11 protein-coding genes are annotated in these 12,317 nt (G+C 36.3%); 5 read left to right on the forward strand and 6 right to left on the reverse strand.

Features of this window, described 5'->3' with window-relative positions; translation table 11 throughout:
• Position 1: 1 nt before the first annotated feature.
• Positions 2-781, forward strand: coding sequence for a hypothetical protein (locus IPH52_05950; protein ID MBK7054585.1), 780 nt, complete (start codon positions 2-4; stop codon positions 779-781).
• Here IPH52_05950 and IPH52_05955 read toward each other — a convergent pair.
• Together IPH52_05955 and IPH52_05960 are read right to left on the reverse strand one after the other, a co-directional pair.
• Positions 778-2,916: a LamG domain-containing protein gene (locus IPH52_05955; GenBank protein ID MBK7054586.1), complete on the reverse strand. Its 2,139-nt coding sequence runs from the start codon at positions 2,914-2,916 to the stop codon at positions 778-780. The genes IPH52_05950 and IPH52_05955 overlap by 4 nt on opposite strands.
• Before the next feature lie 240 nt (positions 2,917-3,156).
• Complete coding sequence (locus IPH52_05960; protein MBK7054587.1) at positions 3,157-4,365, reverse strand: adenylate/guanylate cyclase domain-containing protein; 1,209 nt, start codon at positions 4,363-4,365, stop codon at positions 3,157-3,159.
• A gap of 1,245 nt (positions 4,366-5,610) precedes the next feature.
• Here IPH52_05960 and IPH52_05965 point away from each other — a divergent pair.
• Positions 5,611-5,841: a toxin-antitoxin system, antitoxin component gene (locus IPH52_05965; GenBank protein ID MBK7054588.1), complete on the forward strand. Its 231-nt coding sequence runs from the start codon at positions 5,611-5,613 to the stop codon at positions 5,839-5,841.
• Complete coding sequence (locus tag IPH52_05970) at positions 5,838-6,236, forward strand: type II toxin-antitoxin system VapC family toxin (GenBank protein ID MBK7054589.1); 399 nt, start codon at positions 5,838-5,840, stop codon at positions 6,234-6,236. Before IPH52_05965 ends, IPH52_05970 begins: the two co-directional genes overlap by 4 nt.
• Before the next feature lie 2 nt (positions 6,237-6,238).
• On the opposite strand, the gene IPH52_05975 is transcribed toward IPH52_05970, so the two are convergent.
• Entirely contained in the window at positions 6,239-7,762 is a 1,524-nt protein-coding gene (locus IPH52_05975) for an adenylate/guanylate cyclase domain-containing protein (protein MBK7054590.1), read from the reverse strand.
• Position 7,763: 1 nt separating this feature from the next.
• Positions 7,764-8,333 (reverse strand): hypothetical protein, encoded by a 570-nt coding sequence (locus IPH52_05980; protein MBK7054591.1) that lies wholly within the window; start codon positions 8,331-8,333, stop codon positions 7,764-7,766.
• Between the two features lie 389 nt (positions 8,334-8,722).
• On the opposite strand from IPH52_05980, the gene IPH52_05985 reads away from it, so the two are divergent.
• On the forward strand, positions 8,723-9,343 hold the full coding sequence (locus IPH52_05985; protein ID MBK7054592.1) for a lytic transglycosylase domain-containing protein: 621 nt from the start codon (positions 8,723-8,725) through the stop codon (positions 9,341-9,343).
• A 32-nt stretch (positions 9,344-9,375) separates the two neighbouring features.
• Complete coding sequence (locus IPH52_05990; protein MBK7054593.1) at positions 9,376-9,708, forward strand: Hpt domain-containing protein; 333 nt, start codon at positions 9,376-9,378, stop codon at positions 9,706-9,708.
• Here IPH52_05990 and IPH52_05995 read toward each other — a convergent pair whose 3' ends face one another.
• Both IPH52_05995 and IPH52_06000 read right to left on the reverse strand, forming a co-directional pair.
• Positions 9,709-10,941, reverse strand: coding sequence for a hypothetical protein (locus IPH52_05995; GenBank protein ID MBK7054594.1), 1,233 nt, complete (start codon positions 10,939-10,941; stop codon positions 9,709-9,711). It lies immediately after the preceding gene.
• Positions 10,942-10,963: 22 nt separating this feature from the next.
• Entirely contained in the window at positions 10,964-12,289 is a 1,326-nt protein-coding gene (locus tag IPH52_06000; protein ID MBK7054595.1) for a hypothetical protein, read from the reverse strand.
• Positions 12,290-12,317 lie beyond the last annotated feature (28 nt).

Genomic DNA, 12,317 nt, shown 5'->3' on the forward strand with positions numbered 1-12,317 from the left:
TATGAACACAATTGATGAAACACTTCTCGGAGAAGTAAAAGAAAAACTCGACCGAGTAAAATCCATTAACCCTTTTCAGTTAATCTTTTACGGTTCCAAATCACGCGGCGATGATAACGATCTCTCTGATTACAATTTCTATTTATTGGCGAGTCCAACAGATCAACTCAGAGCAAGTTTCATTCAAGAAATTTCAGAAGCATTAGACTTTATTGATACTAGCTCTGCTGTTAGCCTCGTAGCAGGTGATATGGATTCTCTCTCCTTTCGAATGAGAATTTTTGAACCAACTGCTGTTCACCTTTGTGAATTAGGACAAAGTGCTTATGGAAAGGGGCAAATAGAAATTCTCCGCAAAGAGTGGGAGTCTATCAAGGACAAGGGGTTTCAGAGAAAAATAATTGTAAACTATCTAGACAATAGATGCAAGTTTTACAAAAGTATCAAATCAAAGAATACAAAAGAAGATATTTCTAGAATCGAAAAGATAATTTCTCTCAATCTACAAATGTGGATATTTAATAACATAACAGATATTACCCCCACCGAGATTTGTTATATGGACATTCCTAATCGTCTCTATTCACTAGTTAAATTTCTCTACCAGGCAGAAGCAACTGATGATGTAAATCTACTCATCGACATCTACAAAGAAATTCACGAACTCAAACAAACAATTCGAATGACTCTCCCCTATTCCGAAGACAATCTGAGTCGAATCAAAGATTCAATTCAACTCATTCAAGGGTTGAGTAGTAATATAGTGAACCGCGCTTCTTAGTCTTGGTTATAGAGCGCTTCTACTTGTATAGCCGTTAACGCACGGTTATATACTCTCACATCATCAATGTCACCGTCGAAGTAATTTCCAGAAGCATCATTTCCGACCGAAAAGCCTGTGCTACTTGTAAGAGTTCCTGTTTTAGGTTGAAAATCCCACTCCTCTCCATTCAAATAGAGTCGCATATTAGCGCCGTCATAGACTGCCGTAACCAAATTCCATTCATCAATGAAATCGACTGGATCAATGACTAAATCCAAATCTAAAACCCCACCACTACTTGTATTCACGGTAAAGCGTAAGGTTACATCATCCAAGAACATCAATTGGAACTCTGGCACTGCCCCTCGTTTAAGAATAGAATAGGAAGGGTTTGATAAATCTGCAGGTGAGACCCAAGCAGAAAAAGATGCAGCAGATCCAAGAGCAAAGGAGAAAGTATTCGTAACCTCATCACTTCCTCCATCAAAATTAAACGCTTTGTCAGTTACTCCCCATAAATCGTAAGTTAAGGATAAAGCCACACTTCTTCCTACTTTAGTTCCATTGCGCGAATTTCCACTCGAGTCTGTTGTGTTTCCAGTGAACGCCCAAAAGAGTTGAAGGTTTGTGCTTAAATCTACTCCCGTCCCATCAAGGGTAACTGTATACGGACTGTAAGCAGTATCATTACTTGCCATCGTCATTATTTTAGAAAAGGTTGTGGCAGAGCTAGGAACGAACTTCACAGCGAAATAAGTAGCATCTCCCGATGCAACAACTGCATCTGGTTGCTCGACAACTGTAAATTGAGAGCCAGAAAAAGTAAACGGAAGTGTAAGCTTTAGATCAGAACCACCACCATTTATGATAGCAAAATATCTAGTGCTAGAAGTTCCGCCCGTTCCAAACCCAACGCCTCCATGATCATACGAATCACCAATATCAACAAAGTCTTCATTATCATTAAATAACCACATTTCGGGTGGAGAGCCTGGCACTATTGTTAAGTTACATGCTGCCTCCAAAGAATCTGACTCACAAAAAAGTTCATCATCCGCGGTTGCTGCCACATCGGAATTAACACTATCATATTCTGTTTGTGCTGCCTTAAAATCCTTTTTGAGAAAATCATCGGCTGCCTGTTTGCTTGCCACAACTCCACCAAAGTCAGTTGTAGACATGGTAGCAATCTTACCAGTAGCATCGTCTACTTTCTTTCCATCAAAGCGACCATCCGAGAAGTCTTCTTCCATAAAGTTAATGACTTTCTCCAAATCAGTGGATGTAGTGCTCCCATTAGCCACTCCTCCTCCAAGTTTATCTGCGGTTATTAGAACACTGCCAAGCTTTAGCGCATAAGAAGGATTGCTCGGATCAGTTTGGTCTAAAGAAAAACTAGTCTTATCTCTTTTTGGAAAAAAGGCATTTTCCACATCTTCATTTGCTTTATCGAGCAAAGTGGTAGCTGTGTTATTGGCAAACTCAACTCTATTATTATCTGCTGCGGCTCTTCCAAATGCTTTTCGGATTCCTAAAAAGACTCGACTTCGAGATGAAGGATTTATTGCGCTTAACGCTGAAAATCTTCTCGCTGCTAGACGTGTATAAGGGGTCACATTTGCAGTTCTGCTCGTTGCGCTTCCTGTAGGCTCGTTTATAATTGCCATAAGGCTATTCCCACCAGACCAAGGCTTAGGTGTATTTGTTTTAGTAACAGGAGAGAATACTTCTATCTGAGTTCCATCTGCTGGAACAACTACAACGCAAACAGTTGTGCCTGTTTTGTCGAAGGTAATACTGTATTTACCATTTGAATCAGAAACTGCCATAGAAATCGGAGTTCCATTAAGGGAGCCATCGTCTTTCACACATTGACCATTTGCAGGAGTTGCGAATACATTTACTTTGGCGTTAGTAATTGAGCCAGGTCCTTTTACACTGCCATTTAAGACGACCTTGTTTGAGTTGCCAGAGCCACCACTGCTTCCAAGACCCCCTGCACCTCCCAGTAATCCGCTAGCCGCTAAGCGCACATAGCGACCAGTCAACAAAGCCAACTCGGAAGCATCATTCTTGCCAGACTTTTGATTGCATGACAAAAATTCTATGAATATCGTAAACATCAAAAAAGAAAGAACTCTTCTGCTTTTCATTTTTTACTCCACTAGGTCAGTCTTCAATTAGCAGTTCTAAAGGTATTATACTGCAATTTTGATACCGAAATGAATCTATTTCGCCTAACTTTTGAATGCTTCTGGAAAATTTTTTCATTATTTTCAAAAAAACAAACAATCATTTATTAGAGCAGCTATGTTTCCAGAAGATTCATTTTTTTCAAGTAGAATAAATTATTAACGGCTAAAACGCTGTCATACTCACGATATTTACCGATATTACTTATGCTTTCGAGTAAATACACCGTCCCACCCTTCACCAGGAGGAGAACTCTTGTAGTATTCACAACGATCAATTAACATTTCCGCTGATTTGTCTTTACTTCCACGAGTTTCTTCGGACTGTTTAAAAAGCTCTATCGCGCGATCCCATTGTTGCGCTCGGTAAAAGGAAAAAGCTTCTTCGTAAATTTTAGCAGATTCTCTTCTTTTAACACTTTCCTCTCCTTTAACGGCAATTAGTTCAAAGAGCTGAACTGGTTCATTCTTTCCTTTTACTCGAACTATATCCAATTTTCTAGTAAAGAATTTTTCTTTGATTTTTTCGTTTGTAAATTCACTAATTAGAATATTTACACCATAATCTTTGCCGGCTGCTTCCAATCGTGCCGCCAAATTAACAGTATCCCCCATCATAGTATAAGAGGCTAATGCGTCTGTGCCCATGAATCCCACTTTGGCAAGACCAGTATTCAATCCAATCCTCACATCCATTTCTTGGGCATCTTTGCAATAAAGTTTATTTTCTGTCCAGTATGCTCTTAATTCTTTTAGTTTTTCTATCATCTCAAGTGAGGCACTTGCTGATTCAATAAAATGTTCCTCGCTATTGATTGGTGCGCCAAAAATTCCAACCACAGCATCCCCAATATACTTATCTAGCGTCCCATGATTTTTTTTGAGGATAAGAGTCATTGCACCTAAGTATTCATTCAAGAGGGCAGCTAAATCCGCAGAACTCAATTGCTCACTGATAGTAGAGAATCCAGCGACATCAGAGAAAAATGCTGTTATCTGCCTTTCTCCTCCCTTCTTCAGAGCTTCCAAGTCATTTAATGCTTCACTGACAATGGAAGGGTCAACCATGTTAGAAAGAACCTTACTGTATTTTCTTCTTTCTGCACCTTCGGTAAATGATAAATAACCTAGTGAGCCAAGAAAGGCAATTGGATAAGCCGTCCAAAAGCCAGCTAAAGGCAAATGTATATCAAGCTTAAATGCAAAGAGGGCTAATAGACTATAACCAATAAAAATTGCAACTGGAACTAAAACCCTCAAAGCCATTTGTTGAAAGAAAAAAGAAAAGAATACGCAGGTAGGAATTGTGACTAGAAGCAAAATAGCATTAACCCACGTTGGAGATAACTTTAAAAAATGCTTCTCATATAAATTGGATAAAGCTACCGCGTGCAGAATAAATCCAGGCATTTTTCCGTAAGGCGTTACCTTATCATCGAATGTTGCCGCAGCAGATGTCCCAACAATGATCGTTCGACCTTGAAAGTCTTCGGGATTCGCATCTAGACTTTTCAAATTTGTCTCACCGTTTAAAACGCGCTCATAAGATTCAATCATTGCCCAAACGGGTAATCGGGTAATGTGATTCATTTCATCTGGAGAATAATAATGAAGTCGCATTCTTCCACTTTCAAGAGGAACCTTCGCTGTATCCTCTTTCGACTTAATGGTTAAATAATTTCCATCCGTATCAAGACTTTCAATTGGTTTAATGGAATCATACCCTTTTAGAGGAAGTACGGGTAAATAAATATCTTCATATTTGAAGAGGAGAGCCATTCGGCGAGAAACCCCATCTAAATCAGAACCATAGGTAACAGAGTGCAAGTGATTGATGCGACTCATAATCTCTTCTGTAGGATAGGTGAAAATATTATACTTTTTCAGTTGAAGCTTATCTTCATTTGCCACATGAAAGGAAAGATTTCTTAAAACTGCATGTGTGTCAGTTGGAATCGCTTCTGCTTTGATATTCTCTTTTTCTTCATAGCGAAACTGAACTGCATGTGAAATTGGAATTCCTGCCTTCTCTAATTGTCCTGAAACCTCACCAAGAATTCTATCTTGTGATTCCTCCGACCTCTCTAAGAAAAGTATATCAAATAGAACCATGCTCGGTCCACCCATAGAAAGAAATTCAAGAATTGGTTTGTATGCTCCTCTTCTCCAAGGCCATCTTCCAAATTCCCTTTTATTTCCTAGCTTCTTAAAGGTATCTTCATCAAAATCAATTAGAATGATTTTGTCTGAAAATTTGTGGTTAGGGTTAAAGTATTGGTGGCGAAAATCAATTAAGCTATTCTCCAATCTATCGGTAATCCCGCTTAGACTTAGTAACAATAATAACAATAAAGGAACAGTAGATAGGATGAAGAACCAAAGGATTTTTTTCTTGTCTTTCATGAATAGCCTCAACGCAAAATAGGAGTTAGCAACAAACTATGTAAAGGAATGATTAATTCAAGCAGAAAAAACCATAAAAGATAACCACCGATAAAAGAACGAGAAAAAGTAATATGGATTCAAACTAATTTGTTAATATTCAAAAACTATAGTATATTTTTTCGGTGTTCATCGTCTTCATCGGTGGCATTATTCAAATTGACAAAAGTATACTTGCCTATATACTTGTTATTTAAAAAGGAGACTATGAATATGCCTCAATTATCACTTTATGTAAATAGTAATACTCTGAAGAAAGTAGAATCCGCAGCTAAACGAGAAAATATTTCCATTTCCCAATGGGTTAGAGTTAAAATTGAAAAGTCTATTGAGAAGACTTGGGCTGAGGATTACTTTTCACTCTTTGGTTCCATCTCCGATGAGACATTTCAAGCCCCAGTCAAGCTCGATTTCAAAAAAGATAGCAAGAGAAGTAAACTTTGAATTTTTTCCTAGATACAAATATCTGCATCTATTTCTTGAAAGGCAAGAAAGAAGAAATAAGCAAGAATCTTAAAAGAATAAAGCCAGAACAAGTTAAAATTCCATCCATAGTAAAAGCAGAGCTACTACTTGGCGCTGCTAAAAGCCAAAATTCGAAAAAGAACAAAGACCTCATTTTACGTTTTCTAGAACCATTTGAGATTATCCCCTTCGGAGATACCGAAGCAGAAATTTATTCTGAGATTCGAAGTGATCTAGAAAAAAAAGGAAAACCAATCGGACCAAATGATTTATTGATTGCAGCAACCGTAATCAGCGGCAACGGCACATTAATCACAAACAACGTAAATGAATTCAAGCGTGTTCCTTCTCTCAAAGTTGAAAATTGGGAATAGCTTCAAAGAGAGTAAATTCCAATTTCATTCTCTCGACCTCTAACCTGAATTCTACCGATAGATTGAATATTAAATTGCGAATCTAGCATTAATTTAGTATTTTCTGTAATCAATAAATCCTTTCCTACTTCTTTGCAATAGGCTTCTAATCTTGATGCCATATTAACTGTATCTCCAATGACAGTATATTCCAATCGAGTCAGTGAACCAATATTTCCAGCCAATACTTTTCCTGAATGAATTCCAATTCCAATTTTTAATTCAGGTAAACCATTCTTAATAAATTCCTGACTTAATTCCTTTGCAAGCTTTCTCATTTCAATTGCTGCATTCACAGCAGACTCAGCATGATTTGTAAGTGGAATAGGAGCTCCAAAAACAGCAAGAATAGCGTCTCCAATAAATTTATTCACAAGACCTTTTTCATTTGTAATGCAAGCACTCATTTGCTCGAAGTATTGATTGAGCCAGTTCACTACATCAGCAGGAGGAAGTTTTTCGGAGATAGTGGTAAATCCGCGTATGTCTACAAACAATACACTTACATCTCTTGTCTCTCCGCCTAATGCTAAGTTACCGTTGAGTAGATAATCTCTAACGCTTGGATCTACTACTTTCCCGAATGTATCCTTAATAAATTCTTTTTCTTTTATAGAAAGAGACATTTCATTAAAACGTTCCCCTAAATAACCAATTTCATCGTTTGAATTAACACTGACTGTCGCTTCCAAATTTCCCGATTGAAGTTGTCCGGTCGCTAACTGTAATTCTTTAATAGGATTGGCAAATGAATTTGAAATAAAGAAAGTAAGAACAGTTCCAATCAGAAATATCCCAAAGAATATAATAGCCGTTTGCGCATAATAACCACTTATCTTATTGTCAGTTAGAATAGACAGAATTAAATCCACCAAAAGAATACAGGGAGTAACGGCAACGGTAATATAAAAAATAAAAAATCTAAATCGTATAGAAATCTTTACAGTTCTAGAAATCGCGCTTATATTTTCACCAGCCAGCGTTAAGCGGATGAAGTTTTTGTTCACCATATCCATGATATAATACACTAGCACAAAACAAAGATTAGCCATTAGAATATTAAAGAAGGAATATTTAATAGAAGACATTGTCCCAAAATCAATGTTATTATTTTTTAAACTAATAAACGAGCCAACTAAAGCAAGTCCCCATCCAGCAAAACTAACCGTCGCATTGACAATGGGTAGATTGATAATAATGGATTTTATCTTTTCGGGCATGACCGGACGATCTTTCTTTAACATATAAAAAATAAGGGGCATATTATAAATATACCCAAGAGAAGTAGGAAAGATAAAGGACATGTAACTAAAAAACTGTATCACTCGATCATTAGATCGCGCGGCTTCCCCTATTTTAAAAAACTCTTCTGTAGTTAGTAGGAGTGGAGCTAGGAAAGTAAAACTTAAAGTTGCAACAATCCCATTGATTAAAACTGGAATGATTACATAAGCCAGAGCATATCCGATATACTTTCGTCTAGGCATATTATAATTTTTGTTCCAGTGCTTCGATAGATGTCTTTAGTGATTGTAATGATTTTTTTAAGTCGAGTGGACTATTCTTGTAATCCGCTTGAGCATTTAGAAATTGATAATAACCCTGATTGATTTCTCGAATTGGAAGAAGCAGATCATCGGGATTGTCTATCTTTTTCGATTTCTGTCTAAGATTGTAGACTTGTCTGTATCCAAATTTTGAAATTTCTACAATATAAGCAGGAACTAATACATAAAGAGAAGTATAGAATACTCGTAAAACTTTGTATTCGCCAGTAAAGATATGGTTTACATACAACCAGATAACACTGAATATCCCAACGGCTAAGGTAATATTAATCCTTGGCGTCGTAGGTGAAATATTATTTACTAAAATTAAAATCAGCGCACAAAAGATAAATAACAATATCACCTCTGGCGGAACTATCGTAAAAAATAAATCAAAGAAACTGATTAGCTTCTTGATTGACTCGATAAAAGTCTTAATTCCTAATAACTCGTTTAACGTGTTTTGAATACCCACTAATTCATTTTTAAATTTGTCTACAAAGTCTAACATGCGTTACTCCTATTTTAATGCCAATCCTTCTCCTAGATTCTTTCTAGTCGCCTGCAAGGATGTTGTCATAAGTTCTTACTCTTGAATAAAAAACAAACCTGTCAAATAGAATTCCTTCCTTTTACCTTTCAGCAATATAGTTCTAACATAGAAGCCACATAGAAGCCGGATTCGGCTTCTATGTGGCTTCTATGTCCCTCTTATGTGGCTCTTAGGGTAAAGGTTTAGCACAACAATGGATTAATATCTTTTATTGGTGCTCTCGGTGTTTGTTGGTGGATGTATAACGAGACAGCATTAACCATACTCAAAAAAACACTCAAGCTTATGAAAAAATTACCGATAGACATTATGTGAAACTAGATAGTATTGATTCTGTCCAATCTGTTATGCAAAGGATTCGCGAAATTTCCCAATTCACTCAGGAAATCGAAAAAGGTTCTTCAGAGAGTTTTAAACAGATTGCTGACAAGCCTGAATTTGCTAAAGAATTAGATTTGGCTCTTGGAAATATTGATTCCAATAAACAAATACATCCTACTATCTTACCTCCTAAAGAACTAACTTTAAAAGTAGACCCAGTTCGTGACCCTGAAATTGCCGAGTCAATAAAAGCAAAACAGCATAAACCTCGAACGATAGACGAAATCATTGAATTTGAATCAAAAGCAAAAGGTCTTGACCCTGACTTGGTAAGAGCAGTCGTCAAAGCAGAATCTAACTTCAACCCGCGTGCAGAATCTCCGAAAGGAGCAATGGGGCTAATGCAACTTATGCCCGATACTGCAGAAGAGCTAGGAGTAGAAAACCCTTTTGACCCGAGACAAAACATCAAGGGTGGAACTAAATACCTAAAAGAACTTCTTGATACATTTAAAAACAAAGACTTAGCGGTTGCTGCTTACAACGCAGGACCCGGAGCCGTTCGTAAATACAAAGGAATTCCTCCCTACTCCGAAACGAAAGGCTATGTTAAGAAAGTAAATAACTACCTGAACGAATACAGGTAAGTATCCTCTTTTCTATATTCGCAACCTAGACTATGTCAAATTCTGATACTAAGCATTTTGATTTAGAAGAGTTACGAAGTAATTTAGAAGACGATGAGGCTTTTTTAATTAGATACCTAGGACTTCTCAAAAATGAATTAGATTCATCTCTCCTTGTTTTAAAAGAAAAATTTGAAAAGCAAGATAGAGATGGAGTTTCCTCGACAGCACATAGAATCAAAGGAACTGCTTTAAATAGTTGCTGTGGAGAATTATCCGTATTAGCCCTAACGCTAGAAAAGACAAAAGAATTTGATAAAGAAGTTATGGGGCAATTAATTCAAAAAATAGAATCTGAAATCGCTCTCATAAAAACTTTACTCTAATCATTGCTTACGTATTAAAACCATTAGATTCGATTTATCATTTCCCTTCAATACTCCATAGCCATATTTAAAAGGTAAATTCTTTGCGTTTTGTTTAAACTCATTTTGTAAATCTGTTTGATCCGGAACATTAGGCGTATTCTGTAAACGAGCACGAGCAGTATATACACCGAAGACTTTTGCCTCCCATGCAACTCTATCGAATGCTTTAAATGGAATTGCAGAATCATCTTGCACTACTGTATCTGTTCTAGCTAAAATTGTTTTGATAAATTTTTCATACATCGGAAGTTGCAATACATATTCTGCTGATTTTAATAATAAATTTAGTCTTCCCTGGCTAACAAAGTATTTCCCCTCAGCCGTGTTTTCCTCTGCCGAATTCTCATTGATATACATTCTGAAAAAAGTAAGCTCCCTACTATACATATCCTTTTCTTTATGAAAATAGATTCGAACTGCTTCTATCTTGTCCGGATTTTTATCTGCAATATGAGCCTCTGTTTCGGGAATTAACTTTCCTGTCCTATCTAATTCTACTCGTTCCCAAAAGTCAATCTTGAGTCCAAGTCGAGTCATGAAAATGAGCAGCACAGGAGATGTTCCTGAAAAATGCGGATTAGCAAATTCCCGTCTCATTCTCTTTCTGGTAAAATAATTTTGTGCAGCCATCTCACCGACCATGCTCTGTATAGAATTAAGTCCTTGTTTCAATTGCTCTGGTGTTAAAGAATTTGGATCTGTTATTTTTCCTGCTGGCTCAAGTCCTACCATGATATTTGAGTTTGCATCTGGATAAAATGCATTTAGATTTACAAAGTCTGCACCACTCAGTGGGTAAAACGCAGTGTTAGCCGCTCCCTTGACTGGCATGAACTCAGACTTGAAAGGTTGAACTTTTTTTAAATAATCAGAATCAATTTTCTCCCAATAGGAATTGATTGTCTTCGCATACGACTTATAACTTGCGGACTCACTTAGTTTGAGAAAACGATTTTTTTCATCGAGTGGTAATCCAGAAAGAAATTGAGAAAGCTCATACCAGTATAAATCTGTATTTTCAGATCGAACCAGTCTTCTAGTTGAATCAGAACTTGCACAGGAAAGAATCAGCCCACAAATCAATAAATAGAGTAGCGGTTTAATGAAAGTAACCGGTCTCTTTTGTTTATCTGTTGGCTTACGAAAATAGGAAACCGTCTTTGATAAAAGTAAATCAGAACTTATAAGCATAATTTTTTAATACCTTTGTTTATTAGAAAGATAATTCTAGACCAAGGGATGTCGCATACTCAAAGTTTAACTGTGAGTGAATCGGAAGTCTAAAGACTCCAAAGTTGGAATAGTAATAATCTCTATTTGCATTATTTTTAAAATTAAAAAAGAAAGTTGTATTGTAGGAATCATTATTTCTTCCTCGAAAGGAAGCAGAAAACGAATTATTACTTGGTATACTCGAAGTCGAATCTGTTGGTCGATTCGTAGTTACAATATTATAAACATTATTCCCGATATAAATAGAATATCTTTTATACCGATCAAGAAAAAAGGTAAGACCGAATGCCGCATAATCTCTATTAAACAGAGAAGCCGCATCAGGTCTAAGAATTGTTCGCATTAAATTATCAGAAAGATAATTGTATTTTAAATTGAGCACAAAATACTTTAGTCCAACAGCCATTGCAAGTCTTGCTCCCTCAGACACATTGGTTTCATTGATTAGAGAACGATTGGAATTGTAAATTGCAGTTTGAAAGAGTAGATTCTTAGTTGGAGCAAGATTAGCCTGCCATTCAAATAGATTTTTATTTACTCGGTCTGCATCTTTGTAAGAAATTTCTGTATCTCTATAATAATTATTTCCATTTAAAAATCCGCCCTGGTTGTATCTATACGGATTATTGAGAGTAGACTCTCCTGCAATGAATCCAGTTGAAACGTATTTATTTCCAGTAAAACTAACTCCTGCACTGGTAGTCGGATATTGCTTTAAGCGATCATCAAAAATATCAAACTGAGTAGATTTAAAATTAGCAGTAAAATTAGAATTAATCTGATAGCTCATTTCTACATTTCTAACTTGCGTATTTCGACTTTGAAGTAAATTAGAAGTATCCGCTGTTTTGTTTTGATATTTATATTCTAAAATTTGATTTGCTATGGCACGAGTTTCGCCTATCGTATTAACAGAAATCTTATCATCTTTATAATAAGTAAATACATCCGGCTGTAAATTTTGATACGGTCTAATTTGATTATCATTCAAGAAAGGAGTAAGAACATCTTCATTCGGAGACTTGCTATAGCTACTACCCCATACTGATTTAGAAATTTCATTTTGTATTTCACGAATGGTCTTGATAGAAAAAAACTTTTCGTCTTTCATTTCTTTCTGTAAAGTTGCATAGGCTTTCCTATCAGGGCTCTTAGAAGGAAATGTATCTTCTTTTTGAAAATAGTATCTCTCTTTTTTTTCAGGAGGATCAAGTGGCGTTAAAGATAATATGGTAACAAATCCTATTCCATAAAGAATAGAAACAATGGCTGAAAATTTTGTATTGAGGACCGTTGACCCATACATGATTTTACAAAGACTAACTAAGTTAATC

The organism is Leptospiraceae bacterium, from assembly GCA_016708435.1.
Taxonomy (GTDB): Bacteria; Spirochaetota; Leptospiria; order Leptospirales; family Leptospiraceae; genus UBA2033.

Bases quoted from the DNA above. Each gene is read 5' to 3' on its own strand.
- IPH52_05955 (MBK7054586.1), bottom strand. From the start codon at position 2,916: ATGAAAAGCAGAAGAGTTCTTTCTTTTTTGATGTTTACGATATTCATA.
- IPH52_05960 (MBK7054587.1), bottom strand. From the start codon at position 4,365: ATGCCTGGATTTATTCTGCACGCGGTAGCTTTATCCAATTTATATGAG.
- IPH52_05975 (MBK7054590.1), bottom strand. From the start codon at position 7,762: ATGCCTAGACGAAAGTATATCGGATATGCTCTGGCTTATGTAATCATT.
- IPH52_06000 (MBK7054595.1), bottom strand. From the start codon at position 12,289: ATGTATGGGTCAACGGTCCTCAATACAAAATTTTCAGCCATTGTTTCT.
- IPH52_05950 (MBK7054585.1), top strand. From the start codon at position 2: ATGAACACAATTGATGAAACACTTCTCGGAGAAGTAAAAGAAAAACTC.
- IPH52_05965 (MBK7054588.1), top strand. From the start codon at position 5,611: ATGCCTCAATTATCACTTTATGTAAATAGTAATACTCTGAAGAAAGTA.
- IPH52_05990 (MBK7054593.1), top strand. From the start codon at position 9,376: ATGTCAAATTCTGATACTAAGCATTTTGATTTAGAAGAGTTACGAAGT.
- IPH52_05985 (MBK7054592.1), top strand. From the start codon at position 8,723: ATGCAAAGGATTCGCGAAATTTCCCAATTCACTCAGGAAATCGAAAAA.
- IPH52_05980 (MBK7054591.1), bottom strand. From the start codon at position 8,333: ATGTTAGACTTTGTAGACAAATTTAAAAATGAATTAGTGGGTATTCAA.
- IPH52_05995 (MBK7054594.1), bottom strand. From the start codon at position 10,941: ATGCTTATAAGTTCTGATTTACTTTTATCAAAGACGGTTTCCTATTTT.